This is a genomic window from Emergencia sp., from assembly GCF_048465375.1.
Classification (GTDB): Bacteria; Bacillota; Clostridia; order Peptostreptococcales; family Anaerovoracaceae; genus Senimuribacter.
Genome location: NZ_DBFWLQ010000011.1, coordinates 71,802 through 87,274 on the forward strand (window position 1 = coordinate 71,802; position 15,473 = coordinate 87,274).

General features: G+C 47.0%; 13 protein-coding genes. 1 reads left to right on the forward strand and 12 read right to left on the reverse strand.

All coding sequences use genetic code 11. The features are described from left to right. Nucleotides 1-3 precede the first annotated feature (3 nt). From ACMQ5W_RS09505 to ACMQ5W_RS09550, 10 genes are all read right to left on the reverse strand, one after another. The gene (locus ACMQ5W_RS09505) at nucleotides 4-963 is read right to left on the reverse strand and encodes a DMT family transporter (RefSeq protein ID WP_419024971.1); all 960 of its coding nucleotides are present in this window, start codon (nucleotides 961-963) and stop codon (nucleotides 4-6) included. Beyond that, nucleotides 918-2,006, reverse strand: a complete 1,089-nt coding sequence (gene mtnA, locus ACMQ5W_RS09510) for an S-methyl-5-thioribose-1-phosphate isomerase (protein ID WP_419024972.1) — start codon at nucleotides 2,004-2,006, stop codon at nucleotides 918-920. Before mtnA ends, ACMQ5W_RS09505 begins: the two co-directional genes overlap by 46 nt. A gap of 664 nt (nucleotides 2,007-2,670) precedes the next feature. After that, nucleotides 2,671-3,978: a sodium-dependent transporter gene (locus tag ACMQ5W_RS09515; protein ID WP_419024973.1), complete on the reverse strand. Its 1,308-nt coding sequence runs from the start codon at nucleotides 3,976-3,978 to the stop codon at nucleotides 2,671-2,673. A 50-nt stretch (nucleotides 3,979-4,028) separates the two neighbouring features. Next, on the reverse strand, nucleotides 4,029-4,754 hold the full coding sequence (locus tag ACMQ5W_RS09520; protein WP_419024974.1) for a hypothetical protein: 726 nt from the start codon (nucleotides 4,752-4,754) through the stop codon (nucleotides 4,029-4,031). After that, nucleotides 4,739-6,775, reverse strand: a complete 2,037-nt coding sequence (locus ACMQ5W_RS09525; RefSeq protein WP_419024975.1) for a hydantoinase/oxoprolinase family protein — start codon at nucleotides 6,773-6,775, stop codon at nucleotides 4,739-4,741. The genes ACMQ5W_RS09520 and ACMQ5W_RS09525 overlap by 16 nt, the downstream gene beginning before the upstream one ends. Before the next feature lie 61 nt (nucleotides 6,776-6,836). Beyond that, entirely contained in the window at nucleotides 6,837-8,297 is a 1,461-nt protein-coding gene (locus tag ACMQ5W_RS09530) for a trimethylamine methyltransferase family protein (RefSeq protein ID WP_419024976.1), read from the reverse strand. A gap of 23 nt (nucleotides 8,298-8,320) precedes the next feature. Next, nucleotides 8,321-8,959 carry a corrinoid protein gene (locus ACMQ5W_RS09535; protein ID WP_419024977.1) on the reverse strand — a complete coding sequence of 213 codons (639 nt, stop codon included), beginning with the start codon at nucleotides 8,957-8,959 and terminating at the stop codon, nucleotides 8,321-8,323. A gap of 133 nt (nucleotides 8,960-9,092) precedes the next feature. After that, the gene (locus ACMQ5W_RS09540; RefSeq protein WP_419024978.1) at nucleotides 9,093-9,860 is read right to left on the reverse strand and encodes an ABC transporter permease; all 768 of its coding nucleotides are present in this window, start codon (nucleotides 9,858-9,860) and stop codon (nucleotides 9,093-9,095) included. Continuing rightward, complete coding sequence (locus tag ACMQ5W_RS09545) at nucleotides 9,844-10,800, reverse strand: ATP-binding cassette domain-containing protein (protein ID WP_419024979.1); 957 nt, start codon at nucleotides 10,798-10,800, stop codon at nucleotides 9,844-9,846. The genes ACMQ5W_RS09540 and ACMQ5W_RS09545 overlap by 17 nt, the downstream gene beginning before the upstream one ends. A 107-nt stretch (nucleotides 10,801-10,907) precedes the next feature. Beyond that, the gene (locus ACMQ5W_RS09550; RefSeq protein WP_419024980.1) at nucleotides 10,908-11,555 is read right to left on the reverse strand and encodes a TetR/AcrR family transcriptional regulator; all 648 of its coding nucleotides are present in this window, start codon (nucleotides 11,553-11,555) and stop codon (nucleotides 10,908-10,910) included. 147 nt (nucleotides 11,556-11,702) lie between these two features. Here ACMQ5W_RS09550 and ACMQ5W_RS09555 point away from each other — a divergent pair, with 147 nt between their 5' ends. Continuing rightward, nucleotides 11,703-12,338 (forward strand): GntR family transcriptional regulator, encoded by a 636-nt coding sequence (locus tag ACMQ5W_RS09555; protein WP_419024981.1) that lies wholly within the window; start codon nucleotides 11,703-11,705, stop codon nucleotides 12,336-12,338. 158 nt (nucleotides 12,339-12,496) lie between these two features. On the opposite strand, the gene ACMQ5W_RS09560 is transcribed toward ACMQ5W_RS09555, so the two are convergent. Continuing rightward, entirely contained in the window at nucleotides 12,497-13,804 is a 1,308-nt protein-coding gene (locus ACMQ5W_RS09560) for a sodium-dependent transporter (protein ID WP_419024982.1), read from the reverse strand. A gap of 14 nt (nucleotides 13,805-13,818) precedes the next feature. Continuing rightward, nucleotides 13,819-15,153, reverse strand: coding sequence for a Glu/Leu/Phe/Val dehydrogenase dimerization domain-containing protein (locus tag ACMQ5W_RS09565; RefSeq protein WP_419024983.1), 1,335 nt, complete (start codon nucleotides 15,151-15,153; stop codon nucleotides 13,819-13,821). Between the last annotated feature and the right edge of the window lie 320 nt (nucleotides 15,154-15,473).

Genomic DNA, 15,473 nt, shown 5'->3' on the forward strand with positions numbered 1-15,473 from the left:
TCTTCACGATTCCTTCTTTGTATTTCCTGCCAGCTGACAGATACAGACCCCGGCGATGATCAGCGCGGCGGTCAAAATCTTCACTGGCTGTAAGGTTTCTCCTAAAATCAAAGTAGCCAGGACAAAGGAGAAAATCGGCACCAGGTTGATGAATACCGAAGTCCTGGCCGGTCCGATTTCTTTGATGGCGATCTGCTGTACCAGATAAGAAAAACAGGACGGGAAAATGGCCATAAAAATGACAGCGATGTAAGCCTCTGCCGGCACCCCTGGCAGAAATTCCCATGGTTTTTCCAAAAGCACAAAAGGTATCAGCACCAAGGTACATACCAAAAAACTGTAGTAGGTGATAGCAACCGGAGAAATCCCTGCACATCTGCTCTTACTGTATACGCCATATGCTGCCCAAACGATGACTGCCAGGCACATGATCAGATCGCCTTTGTTCAAGTCAAATGCTGCCAGTACCGACAGATCGCCTGCGGTGATAGTCAATACCACGCCGAAGAGCGATAGAGCGATACCCAATGCCTGCTTCAGGGGCAGCTTTTGTTTCAAAAAAAGCAGTGCCAACAAGGCAGTCACCACCGGATTGGTCGCCCCGATAATCGACGAATTGATCGCAGTGGTGTATTTCAGCGACAAGAAGAAAAAGATATGGTATCCCACCATGCCGACGATACCTGTAAAGAGGAACTTCTTCAAATCCGTCTTCTGAAATATGTATTTTTCCTCTGGATTCTTTGACTCCATGTATTTTTTGATGAATCCCATAGCGGCAGTCGCCACGACAAATCTCCCAAAGGTCAGCGATACAGTCGGAATGTAGGGTACCGCAAATTTTCCGGCAATAAAAGCACCTGACCAGCAAAATGCTGCCAGCACCATCAGTATGTAAATTCTAGTATGTTTCATTTTTATTTGAACAGCGCCGCCAAGCTCTCTTCGTATGGCGGTCTGCATATTCCCTTCTCTGTAATGACTGCTGTGATATTGTTTGCCGGTGTCACATCAAAGGATGGATTGTAAGTCTTTACTCCCTCCGGCGCCATCGGCTTTTCGTACCACATCTTGTAGATTTCTTCACCATCGCGGAGTTCGATATGGATATCCTCTCCCGTAGGCGTATTCAGATCGATCGTCGAAGTCGGCACGTACATATAGAATGGAATGCCATATTCTTTTGCCAAAATTGCCACGCCTGATGTGCCGATTTTGTTGGCTCCATCTCCGTTGGCAGCCATACGGTCACACCCTACGACCACGGCATCAATCCAACCGTTTTTCATGACGATGGACGCCATGTTATCGCAAATCAAAGTCACATCGATTCCTGACTTACAAAGCTCCCAGCTAGTCAGCCGCGCTCCCTGCAAGAGTGGCCTCGTCTCGTCAGCAAAAACTTTGAAATCATAACCCCGCTCCTGCCCCAGGTAAATAGGTGCAAGACAAGTTCCATACTTTGCTGTTGCAATGGTACCAGCATTACAATGGGTCAGAATTCCCATGCCGGGTTTGAGCAGCGACAGCCCGTATTCTCCCATGGCAAAACAGGCTGCCTCGTCCTCTTTGCGGATTTGTTCTGCTTCAGCAAAAAGAACCTCCTTGGCTGTTTTCACGTCGAACCCCATTGCTGCGGTTTTGTCAGATGCAGCCCCAGTTCCATCAATTCCGCTTACAAACTTGTCCCACATGCGAGAAAGCGCCCAAGCCAAGTTCACCGCTGTGGGTCTGGCTGTCACCAGATAGTCTTTAGCAGCCTTCAGCTGGCGCGCAAAGTCGTCGATATCTGTGCCCTGGAAATCTCTCACCGACAAGTAGAGACCATAAGCCGCCGCAACACCGATAGCTGGCGCCCCTCTGACCTTCAGTTTGTAGATAGCCTCCCAAACATCTTCTTTCGTATGCATCTCTTCGTAGATTTCTTCGCCGGGTAAGCGCGTCTGATCTAAAACCAACATCTTATTATCTATGTATTTCACTGGTGCGATTTCAAATACTTTCATTTCTCCACCTGCCTATAATTGGAATCTAATGCATGTCTCCCTGCGGCAACGTATTACTTGCCCAATACGCCTTCAGTCACTTCCGCTCCTCTCGCTGTCCGTTTTGCCTAGCCCAACAAGCTTGGAGTAAAAAGACAAGGCTGTCTTGATTATAGCGTCCATTATACCATTAATCTTACCTTCTCTGCAAGGGAAATAGCCCTGTTGTTTGCTTATAATAAACAGATAAAAAACTGAGCACTATCTCTAGCTTTTGATGCCGCAAAACATATAAAAGTTCTTCCCCTGTGCCACCCTGCCTAAATTCTATCAGAATCTTCGCAACGGTGTAGCAACAGCACTTAAGTGGTTATATAGATTATGAATGAATACCTCAGAGAAAAATTTTTAACAGTCCGCAAACACATAAGTTTGAAAGAAATGTTCCCGACATTTTTTGCAGCTTGGTCAGTTGCGGACTCTTCACCCCTGAAAAACCTTCTTCGCAGTCCGCAAACACATAGACATGAAAGAAATGTTCCCAACATTTTCTGCAGCTGACTCAATTGCAGACTACTTGCATAATTTGATACATAATTTGCCCTAATTAAAATACCCTGACCTCGCAAACGCGGAGGGCCACAGGCAGCCCTCCGCGAAAAAGTTCAATATAAAACAATAAAAGTCATATAAAGTTTCCTAAAAATATAATCAATATGGCAATGGGACACAGGTACTTGACTGAAAGGCCCAGCCAGGTCCGCATCGCCTTCTGCTCAACATGAATCGCATCGAGGAAGTTATCAATACCCCAAATCCAGCCGACAAAAATCGCAATCAAAAGTCCGCTGACAACCAACAGATAATTACTGGTGATGATATCCACTTGATCCAGAAATCCCGGTATGAGGATTGAACAGCAGCCGATGACAATGATGATGCCCATGACCGCAGCTACAGCTTTCTTCCTCGTCAGTTGGAAGCGGTCCATGACCACGGCTACGATGGCTTCAGCCAAACCGATTGCTGACGATAAAGCGGCAAAATAAAATCCCACATAGAACAGGGTTCCGATGACCCTGCCTCCTGCGATATAGTTGAACACGTTTGGCAGGGTGATCATGGTCAGCCCAGCACCGGCACCCGGTTCCAGGCCAAAAGCGAATACCATTGGAAAAATCATTAAACCAGCTGCAATGCCTGCCACCACAATGGACGTGCTGATGACCGCAGCATGTTTTACGATATTCTCATTTTTGTTCTTTAGATAGCTGCCAAAAATCATCGAGGCCAGCATGCCGATGCCGATGGCAAAAAAAGCCTGTCCGACAGCAGCAGTGACAGCACTGAGAGAAAATGTAGAAAAATCAGGTTTGAACATGTAGGTAAGCCCTTTTGACGAGCCTTCAACTCTAAGGCCGATGACAATACATACCACCATGATGACCGCTAGCGCCGGCAGTAGGAACTTGTTTACCTTCTCTACGCCATTCTGCACATCCCCGCTGATAATCACCGTAATAATCAGCCAATTGATAACGGCAAAGAGGAACATGGTCTTATAATCACCCGACAAGGCATCAAAAGATTCAGCGATGCCCGCTGCATCCAGACCCTGAAAAAATCCCGTGGCAGTCTTATAAATATATGCCAAAATCCATACGTAAATCGGTACTGTATAACCATTGACCAAAATCGCCACGATAATGTGCAGATAGCTGGCAAGATGCCATTTGGAGTGCGGCTTCAAAGTCTGATACGCACCCACCGCTGTCTTCTGCGTAACATAACCCATTGAGATCTCCGCAGTCAGGAGCGGAATTCCGATGAGCACGATTACCAAAACATATACTAAAATAAACAGGGCTCCACCATTTGTACCACATACATACGGAAATCGCCACAGGCTGCCCACGCCGACGGCAAATCCGATGACGGTCATCAGAAATCCAAAAATGGAACTGAAGCCTTCATTCTGTTTTTTATCTGTCATAAATTACACCTCCGTTCTAAAAAGCATGCTTTTAATATAGAAATCCTCTTTCATATCAGGCGACGGTTTCCTTCAATATCGGCGTATTTCTGACCCATGTAGCCGGGGCAGGTCTTCGCATGTTCACAGTAGTCGCAGGAAATCATTGTTATCTCAGATTCTGCCGGTACGATACCGATGGTGCCCGATATGGATTTCAACGGTATCATGCGAAAATGCCGATCCAAGGTGATTCCCACTGTTTCCGGCTGCAGCAGTCTGAAAAGAGCTCCCTGGTTGGACAGCTCAAACTTGGACTGCCCCGGACTCCAGACGCTGGTCTGTTTCAAATCGCTGCCTGCTAACGTGGTTTCAACTTGCCCTACCAGCCATTCTCTCGCCACACTGAGTATTGAAACTGCCCAAAACTCGAGAAAAAACTGTTCCATCATATCCTCGTGTCTTTCTAGCAGCGGATCTATATTGACTACAGATGCCGCAAAGAGAACAACTTTTCTCGTGTCCTTATAAGCCTTGCGGATAATCTCACTCGTAAGCATCTCGCCCTTTGCCAGCAAAATACCGTCTTCCACACGCCCTTTTACATCTTCCCAGCAATACTTCAAAATCAGCCTTCCTTCATCAGAAATTACTTCTTTCATCGGCAGAACATAAGGTTTGAATTTCTCTGGCACGTCGCTGATAGCAATATGGGTATAGGCATCAAAATAACAAGCGGCTCTCTGCCATTGTTTTTCATTGAGCTGAAGCTGAACTTCTGTCATCTTTTCACCCATCCCTGATCCACCTGCCTTTTTTCTTTTACACCATAGCAAAGTTCGCCCTTTGCCCTTGCACTGACTCTGTATCCCATAAACACTGGTCCGAAATCCGTCTTTACAATTTCTTCTTTTTCTTCTACTTGAATGGCGAGGGGCTCTACACCGCCGCGTTGGCAAGCCGCTTGGCGGGATTTCTCTATCGCCACAGTCACGGCCGCTTCCTCTGCTTCCTGAAGATTGGTCATAATCCGTCTCTCCCCGCAGCCGCATATGATGAACGAGCCGTCTTCCCGGTTGGGAAGAACCTCGATAACTGCTTTAGCGCTGACACCTCCAACAATGGCGCCCAGCGCATTGGCAGCTTTTGAATACATGGGGGTAATCACCCTGGCACCCAGCCGTCTTCCTACATCCGGCAAAAAGACATGGGTTGGCGCCCCTACGCCCACCAGAGCGGCATTTGTTTGAAAGTGCAGGTTTAAGAAAAAGTCGTTATTCTTTGTCTCATCATCAAAGGTGTCTGCAATGAAAGCGGAAAACGGCTCAAATTTCGCCAGATCCTTAACCTTCCGATTTCGGTCCTCAAGCAAAACGCGGACCAGATTACAATATAATTTCCGCTCCACCGCAGTGTAAACCTGCCTGCAGAAAGAATCCACGGATTCTCTTCTGATGCGGGCGAGCTTTGCTGCTCCACATCTTGCAGCCTCTGTATCATAGTGGGCAAAATCTCCCAGTACATGCATGGCATCTGTAGGAGTCATGCCACAGCGGATCACAACCCCTTCTTTTATCAATCTGGCGAGATGAACCCTCAGCAAAGTCTGTCCCAAGTGCTTGCCTGCATCTTCCAAGGTCAGAGGATTTCTATAGAACAGCTGAGCAATTCCCCTCTCTAAATCTGTATAACCGTCTGATATCTCTTTGATGCCCAGATAAATTTCTTCTCTCTGTGTCAGCAGCATTGACTTGTCCGTCTGTATCCTGTAAAGAGTTTCTTTTAACGCTGGAAATTCTGAAGCAGCCATGCAGAAGGGCATGACCTTCTCGTCTTCCAGGCAAATTTGATGATTTTCGTCCAATCGGATACCACTATCTCCGCCTAATGCTATGGTATCTACAAAGAGGCCTTTAACAAAGGTATTCCAGTTTCCAATCTGCACGCCCTCTTCCGCATTCTGCGGTACGCCTTCTTTAACAAGAGCGACGTCGGTGGTCGTTCCTCCCATATCCACCACGACAGCGTCTTCTTCACTACTCAGTTCCATGGCGCCTCTCACGCTGGCTACAGGGCCGCATAGCAGCGTCTCTACAGGGTGTTTTCTTGCAAATTCTTCTGTCATCAGGCTGCCGTCGCTTCGTACAATGACAAAGGGCACGTCAATATCCATACTTTTTAGGACCGACCTTACCGACCGCATGAATTCTGCAATGATGGATATCAATTGCGCATTGAGCAAGGTACTGGCACCCCGTTTCACGATGTTATTTTCTGCAAAGAGTTCGTGTCCGCAAACTACTGGAATGTCAAGCTCTTCTTGAATGATCTCCTTGGCCATTTTCTCCAAAGGCGCTCCTGATTTCTTTGCAAACATCTCCACAATACCGACTGCCTCGATGCCCCGCAGCGTCTCCTTGACCTGCCGTCGAAATCGGATCCAGTCAGGTCTTTTCACAATTTGCCCATCAGGCCTGGTTTTGCTGTCAATGAAAATCAGCGAGTCCTCCGTGGTAAGACCGTATTCCGCCCCTGTTCGCGCTACATTTTCCGCCTTCACACCGAAGAAAATCAGCTTTGCACGACCGCCTTTGTTCTCTACACAAGCATTGGTCGCCAAGGTTGTAGACAGGGCGATGACCTCCGCCTGTTTTACAAATTCTGTTGGAAGCCCCTGCAGCGCCGCTGCGATTCCCTTTGAGAGATTTTCTTTTGTCGTTGCCGTCTTAGCAGATGCCAAAATTGTCTTATCCTCAAAATGATAAACAATCGCATCAGTACAAGTTCCCCCTGTATCAATTCCAATTCCGATTTTCATATGCGCCGCCCTCTTTAAAAAAGGCAAAGACGTGTCACAGACGTCTTTGCCTCACCCTTTCCTATGCTTTGATCTTACTGGCAGAATCTGCCGCCTCTAAGATCTTTTGAATGCCGGCCTCCTGCTCGTCGGTCAGAGGCTTTGGTATATAATTCTTGATGGTTTGCTGCACAATCTCGTGAGCGCGTTCCTCCATGGAAAGCCGTCCAAGTTCTACCCATTTGACGTGCTCGTTTCGATCCTGAACCTTTGGCTCCCACATCTCCCTCATGTGGCGCAGGGTATGGTCTTCAGCTAGAAAATATCCTTTCGGCCCCACTGTCTTAATCACGTCCATAGCCAGGTTTTCTTCTGTCAGATTAACTCCGCAGAAGACTCTGCGCAGCTGGCTGATCACTTCGTCCATCATGACCAAGAACTCAAAGGAAAAGGTCAGGCCATAATTCATGAACCCTACGTCGTGGCAGAGGTTGACGCCGGAGAGGCCAGAAATATATGCCTGCTGTGTTCCTTCAGCGACCGCCTGTGCATCCGGCATCTTGGCTCCACAGGCACCGCCCATGCCCCAAGTCGGCAGATGGTACAGTTCACGGCCGATCTGCGGAATCATAGAATAGCACATATTGGCTTCAGGTGAGGAATATGCCGGCTGAGTAATTTTCAAATCCATGTTAGTAATACAGCCTCCGAAGACAAACGGCGCTCCCGGATTTGACAACTGGTGAATGACAATGCCGGTCATACATTCAGCAAGGCACTGCACCAAAGCCCCTTCCATCGTCATCGGACCAGTGCCTCCCATCATCACTGCCGGTGCGTAATTGGTGGGCAAACGATTTTCGGCACAATAGATCAGCTTATCCACTGCTTCAAAGGTATGGTTCAGCGGCGATGTCGGTTCATCATATAGAATTATCAGCGGCTTGTTGACGGCTTCTTCCATACTGCCCCGTACCACGGCCATCATCTCTGCAATATTTTTGATACTTTCTCTATCTGCCGCTGTGACGACCATCGGTTTTGTCGTATTGCGGAGCATCGCCGCAAACTGATGCTCATAACTAGTTCCTGGATACATGTACATCAAACCCAGGCACATTAGAAAATCGATATTCTCCAGGCTGTCCGCGATTTTTGCACCATCGATCATATCTTGTTCTGTGAAGGTATGGTGAGACCGGCTCTCCCAATCGTACAGGTTACAACAATCCGATCCCGTGCCAAAATAGGTGTTTCGCTCTGACAAATCCATAGCAATTTCTCCGTCTCTATCGTAGAGGAAGATTCTCGACGGAGCCTGCTTCAACGCCCACTCTACCAGGGTTGGCGGAATATGCACCCTTTTTCTCTTCACAAAGCAGCCAGCTTTTTTCAGCATTTCAATTGCGCCTTTATGCTGGATTTCCGCACCCGTGTCCTGCAGCAGTTCCAGTGCGCAGCTATGTATTTTCTCCATCTCCTCCCGGTTCAGAAATTCCAAAGGAGAGGCCGCATTTAAATGTAATGGATATTGCTTTCTCATGATTCATCCTTCTTTCTTTTCCATCAGACCAGCAGTTTCTTTGCCAGCTCTACAGCCATCGGTGCATTGGGACTATATCCATCTGCACCAATTTTATCAGCAAACTCCTGATTGACCGGAGCGCCTCCCACCATAATCTTCACCTTATTTCGCAGCCCCGCCTCTTCCAGCGCCTCGATGGTATCCTGCATGGCGTACATGGTGGTGGTCAGCATGGCGCTCATCCCAAGAATCTGAATGGTCGGATCTTCTTCTATAGCGTCCACGATATCTTCTGGCTCGATATCCATACCCAGATCTACTACTTCAAAGCCTGCGCTCTCACAGAGCAAAGTAACCAGATTTTTTCCGATATCGTGCATATCTCCTGCTACAGTGCAGAAAAGACATCTTCCAAGAACTTTGATATCGCCTGTCACCAGCAGAGGTTTGATTACCTCCACGCCCATCTTCATGCCCTTAGATGCAATCAGAAGTTCAGGCACGTAGATCTCTCCATCCCGGAATTTCTCCCCCAGGATATTAATTGGTTCTACCAGCCCTTCGTTCAGTACATCTAAGGGTGCGTTACCCTCATCAAGGGCGGCCTGTACTGCAGGAACCACGTCGTCTAGTTTCCCTGCTTCTACAATTGCAGCCAGTTCAGATATCTTTGACATCATTTCACCTCCGTCATTAACCTTTTCACTCTTAATTTCTGCGCAACACCATGCATCGTGCACAATGCATAATATCTAAGTTAACTATAACGCCGGTTCCCGTCTGTGTCAATACATTTTTCAAAATAATCTGTTTTTAATATTTTCTCTGAAAGGCTCTGACTGACAGGACATAAAACGCCGCCAACAGAAATACACACCACAACATGGCAGTCAGCGCGATATCCGCCTGCAGTGCTTTTCCCTGCAGAGCATCCCGCAAGGTATCGATGATCGGTGTCATAGGCTGGTGCTCGGCAAAAATCCGCAGAGCCTTCGGCATCGTATCTGTCGGAACAAAACCGGAGCTTATGTATGGAAGGACGATGGCGAATACAGAAAAGGCGCCTGCCCCTTCTGGGCTTTTAGCGATGATGCCAAAGAAGATGGAACACCACGAAATTGTCTGGATATATAGACAGAGGATCAGTATCGCCACCAGCCAGCCTGCAAAATTCGCTTCTGGCCTGAAACCGACAAGAAAAGCAACCGCCACTACCAGAGCTGTCGTCAGTCCGTTCCTAGCAAAGGATTCCCAGAGATGACCGGATAATATAGCGGATTTTTTGATCGGCATCGTGCAGAAGCGATCAATGATGCCCGTCTTTATATCGGTGCTTACACTGATTGCCGTGGTCGTCGCACATTGTCCCAAGCTCTGCAGTATAATGCCTGGAACAATATAGTTGACGTAAGAGGTACTGCCTACGTTCATTGCTCCGCCGAGAACATAGACGAAGAGAATCATCATCAGTACAGGTGCTACAAAGCTGGTCAAAATCATATCGGGATTTCGTTTTGTTAATAATAAACATCGACCAGCCATGGTTTTTGTATCGTAAAACGAGCTAACAAGTTTTTTCATTTTTTATACCTTCCTTTTCTCCAATCAGCGTTAAAAAGACATCCTCAAGGGTGGGGTGCTTCTGCGTGAATTCTTTGATTCCTCCCCTGTTAGAAGCAAACTTCTGGAACAGCTGGGACAGCATATTTGCTGTTCCGTCAGTATAGATTGTCAGCTTATTCTCTTCCTGTGTCTCCATCGTTTCAAATTCACTGACAAGCCTGCAAGCCCGCGCAAAGGCTTCTTTATCGGCAAAGGTGAACTCTGCCACACCTTGGGGAAGCATGTTTTTCAATTCTCGTGCCGTTCCCTCGACGAGGATAGACCCTTTGTCCAGAATGCCGATTTTATCGGCTAACTGCTCAGCTTCCTCCAAATATTGTGTGGTTAAAAAGATCGTCACCCCGGAATCTTTCAGTTCCCGAATAATCTTCCACATGCTGTGACGGCTTTGCGGATCGAGACCCGTTGTCGGTTCGTCTAAGAAGATAATCTCAGGTCTATTGACCAAACTCATGGCGATATCCAATTTTCTTTTCATCCCTCCAGAATAGGTCGATACATAACGATTAGCAGCATCCGTCAAGTTGAAATAGGCTAGCAGTTCATCAGCTCTCTCTTTTGGACCTGCGATATGATTGAGTTTCCCAATCAGCAATAGGTTCTCTCTACCTGTCAGCGATTCGTCCACGCTTGCAAACTGCCCTGTCAAGCTGATCACTTCCCGCACTTTTTCCGGCTCTCTTATCACATCATGACCACTCACCCGCAGTTCCCCGGCATCTGGCCTTAGCAATGTCGTCAGCATCTTGATGGTCGTCGTTTTCCCTGCGCCGTTGGAGCCCAAAAGAGAGTAAACTGTTCCCCTCTCCACCTCAAAGTTCACATCCGTTAACACTGATTTTTCTTGATAACTTTTATACACCCCTTTTACAGAAATGGCTCGATCTGTCTTTTTCATAATCATTCTCCTTTTATATACATGGTGTTTGTATGTATTTTGATGAAAAAAATGCCCCTGCCCTCCTCGTTCATGTTGTGAGGAGGGTTCTGGGAGTTTCATTGCTTCTATTCTATTGTAAGGCGCTCCATTTGCTGTAAAGACCCCTGTAGGATTTCTTCATCAATGATGGGAATTCCCATGCCCTCAAATAATTCTTTGACGAAGTAAAGCTTCTCTGTCAGTTCTTCTTTGCTGCATGGAAAAATGGAAGGAATCATCCATACGTCTACAATCATCGTAAAAAAACTGGCTAGGGCTTTCGGGTATTTTACGTCTTTAATGGAGCCATCCTCTATGGCTTCTTGAAAAAGCTCCTCAAAATACGCTGCGGTTACATTCTGCTGATTCTGCAAAAAGTCAGCTAAAATCCGCGGATTATTTAGCAAGTGAATAGACATGGCGTTCACTTCCTGCATTTCCTGGTTTTGAAACTGCAGTTTGATGACTTTCTTCATCTTTTCCAGACCGGTCAGACCTTTTTCCTTTTTCACCTTTTCAAAAGGGTTATTATCAAAGAACATTTTGTCCCCTAAGGCGTCGAGAACCTCTTCTTTTGACTTAAAGTGATGATAAAAAGCCCCCCTTGTCAATCCTCCGAGATGATCTACGATATCTAAGACCGTCGTCTCCTCATACCCTTTCTCAAGAAAGAGCTTCAGAGAAGCATCCAGTATTTTCTGCACTGTTTCTTCCGGATATTTATTGCGCGGCATCTCACACCTCCTCAAATACATACACCGTGTTTGTAAATACAAATATAACATGTACTGTGTATGTTGTCAACAAAAGTGCCATCGAAAATCTTGTTAACTTTATCTGCCAAATAGTGTATAATTGTAGTGAAACAGGGAGGGACAGATATGACGGCAATTACAAAGACCAGCATGAAAGACCAGGTTTACCAAATCATTAAAGAGAAAATTTTCTCGCTGGAGTACGACTTCGGCGACACGATCAATATTTCTGCGCTGAGCAACGAGCTGGGCGTCAGCAACACGCCGATTCGCGAGGCGCTTTCTCGTTTAGAGGTGGAAGGTCTAGTGACTTCCACGCTGAATTCCAAAGTCCAAGTCATCGATATCACCGAGGATTTATATAAAGATATCGATCATACCTTTTTTTCCATTATTTCCGGCTGCTACACTACGTGCTATTTAGAGGATCGAATTGAATATCTTTTAGAGTTGATGGAAAACGCGATTCTCGCACAGGAGCGCGCTCTCAAGGAGAAGGAATATATGAATTACGCATTTAAGGCTATCGAGTTTGATCGATGCTTTGTCGCCGCGACAGGCAACGATTATCTGCTCAACACATTCGATACCAAGTCCCCGATTCTTTATCTGCTGACCCGCTACACCCACCAGCATCCTGAACCTAACCGGGAATTCAATCTGAGTGAGCACCAGCAGATTCTCGATGCGGTCAGGAAGAACAACTTCATGGGAGCCCAGAAACTCATCTATATTCACTACGACAAACATTTTGAATACTAAAAATATGTCCTTCAGACGATTTTTTATGTGATAAAAGAACACTGTCAGACGAATTCGTCCGACAGTGTTCTTCTATTTCAAAGTGCTGCAAACAGCACTTCACTTGCAAGCAATGAATTGCTCTTGCGGCAAGCATCCATGTAATGCCGCCATTGATGTTATAGAAAATTACCGATGAAAATGATCAGTATTGCTACTGGACACAGATATTTGACTGAAATCCTCAGCCAGGTGCGCTGGACTTTGTTTTGTACGTTGATAGAATCGAGGAAGTTGTCAATTCCCCAAATCCACCCTACAAAGATAGAAATCAGCAGCCCGCTGACGACCAGCAGATAATTACTGGTAATGACGTCCACGGTGTCCAGGAAGCCTGGAATCAGAATAGAGCAGCTGCCGATGACCACGGCGAACGCCATGACAATGGCGACAGCTTTCTTCCTATTTATGTGAAAGCCATCCATGACCACTGCCACGATGGCTTCACCGATGCCGATGGCAGAAGACAGTGCAGCAAAGTAGAAGCCTACATAGAACAAAGTACCGATGATTCTCCCGCCAGAAATATAATTGAAGACATTTGGCAAAGTGATCATAGTCAGGCCGACGCCTGCCCCTGGTTCTAAACCGAAAGCAAATACCATCGGGAAGATCATCAGTCCGGCGGCGATTCCGGCTGCTACGATGGAAGTGCTGACGATTGCAGCCTGCTTCAATATATTTTCCTTCTTATTTTTGATATAGCTATCAAAGATCATGGAGGCCAACATGCCGATGCCGATGGCAAAGAATGCCTGCCCCACTGCCGAGGTTACAGCGTCAAAAGAAAATGTGCTTATATCCGGCTTGAACATGTATGCCAGCCCTTTTGACGCCCCTTCCACGTTGAGGCCGATTACGATGCAGACCACCATGATGACAGCCAATGCCGGCAACAGGAACTTATTCACCTTCTCCACGCCCTTCTGCACGCCGCCGCTGATGATGACAGCGATAATCACCCAGTTGACGACGGCAAAGAGAAACATAGTTTTGGGATCGCTGGTCAGTGCCGCAAAAGAGTCTGCGAGGCCTGCCGCATCCATACCGGAAAAGAAACCCGTCGCCGTCCTCCAGATATAGGCCAGAACCCATACATAGATAGGAACGGTATAGCAGAAGACCAGCAGTGCCACCAGAATATGGAGATAGCTGGAAGTGTACCATTTTGTTCCCGGCCTCAGAGTCTGGTAAGCGCCGACTGCGGTTTTCTGCGTTACGTAACCCATGGAAATCTCCGCTGTCAAAAGGGGAATTCCGATCAGCACGATGACCAGTACGTAGGTGATGATAAACAGCGCGCCTCCGTTGGTTCCGCACACATATGGAAAACGCCAGAGGCTCCCCACGCCTACAGCAAAACCGATGGTTGTGAGGAGAAAGCCCAGAATCGAGCTGAATCCCTCGTTTTGTTTTTTCTCTGACATCATGTCCTCCCCGGTTATCTACCGTATATCACGTCCTGGCAAGTCCTGTAAACGTTCTCGCACGGCGTAATTCCTAAAGCCTCGGCCTTGGTCAGGTTATCCCACGTCTGCTTTGGCATGGTTTCGTCGATGACCTTGGTCAGTTTTTCATAGCTTGCATTTTCGCCTTCCATGTATTCCTGCGCACCACAGATGACGCCGGCGGTATTATGCCACCACTCTGTCTGGAAGAGAATATCTCGGTCAGCCAGCAGCTTCGCAATGCGTATTTCTTCTTCCTGACTGGAAGCTCTTAACTGGTTGTTGGCCGATCCCCAGATGATCTTGCATTTCAACATTGGAATGTTGTCGTCGTAGAGGATGCCGCCGATGGCGCAAGGGCTGACAATATCCACATCCATATATAAAGCCTCATCCAGGGATACGATTTCTATGTCTTTGCCAGGATTTTCGTTTATAAATTTCTGTGCAGTTTCCTGATTCAAGTCCGCTATGTAAAGCTTGACGTTTTCCTGCAGCAGATATTCGCCCAAGTACCAGCCTACTGCACCCAGACCGATCAAAGTGATGGTCTTTCCATTCAGACTGTCTGTACCTTCCTTAAATCTGACCGCCTGCTTCATAGTCACATAGACTCCATATGCCGTAGGTTTTCCCGTTTCCCCCAGTGGTGAATTGGGTCCGCTGGTGTAGTTCATGGAGAAATTAGCGTTTTCCACATCAGCCATCTCTGTCGGGAAGTTCATATCCGGACCGGTCATGGTTCTGCAGTTGTCGATGGCAAAGCCGAGGAATCCCATGATTTCCAGATTTGAAAGATCCAGTTCCTCCATCTGTACCGTCGTTTTACAGCCGCCGAAGGCCAGGTTGCCGGCCACGTTTTTAAAACTCATACCTCGCCCCAGGTTCAATCCGTCGATAATGACCTCTTTTTCGTCTTCGTTTACATCATGACGTCTGATTCCGCCTGCCAAAGTGGCGTGCAGCCGGTTGTTGACACCCAGCTTGCGGCTGTGCTGGTGGCACATGAACCGGATGTTATACTTGTCGTTATAATAGCACTCGATTCCAAAGTGTCTGCCCTGTCTGATCAAGTCGAGAATTTCATCCAGGTAATCCTCCAGGTCGTATTTCTTGTACAGTGCTCTCACCTGTTTTGTGTTCAGGTAGACCACGTCTTCTGTCAAAATGCTTTCCACGTAGAATTCTTTGTTGTACTTGCTGAAATCCAGATCCTGCTCCCACTGCTTCATGGCTTCCATCCAGAACTGGTCTTTTTTCCAGTCATATCTGATTTTCAGTGTAGTAAGGCCCTCTGCCTTCATTGGTTCGTATAAACTTCTCATCATATTCCTCCTCAGTTTGTTCTCATCAACTTATGCATCGTGCACTATGCATATTTTATAGTTTCATTTTACCCTTCTAAAATATTTTGTCAAGGGGAAATTTTCAAAATTCTTAGAAATTATCGTTACGTCCGGCGTACTCCCCATTCTGCGTAACACGGCAGCTAGACGTACCGGGACCGTTACGCAGATTCAGTTAAAAACTGCAAAAAGTTAAGAAACAGACCCCAGAACCTCTTCTCGCTGCGTAACTGCCGAGCTCGACATGCCAGAAGGTTACGCGGATTCAGCTTAAAACCTGAAAAAATTTATCTGGCAGGCCA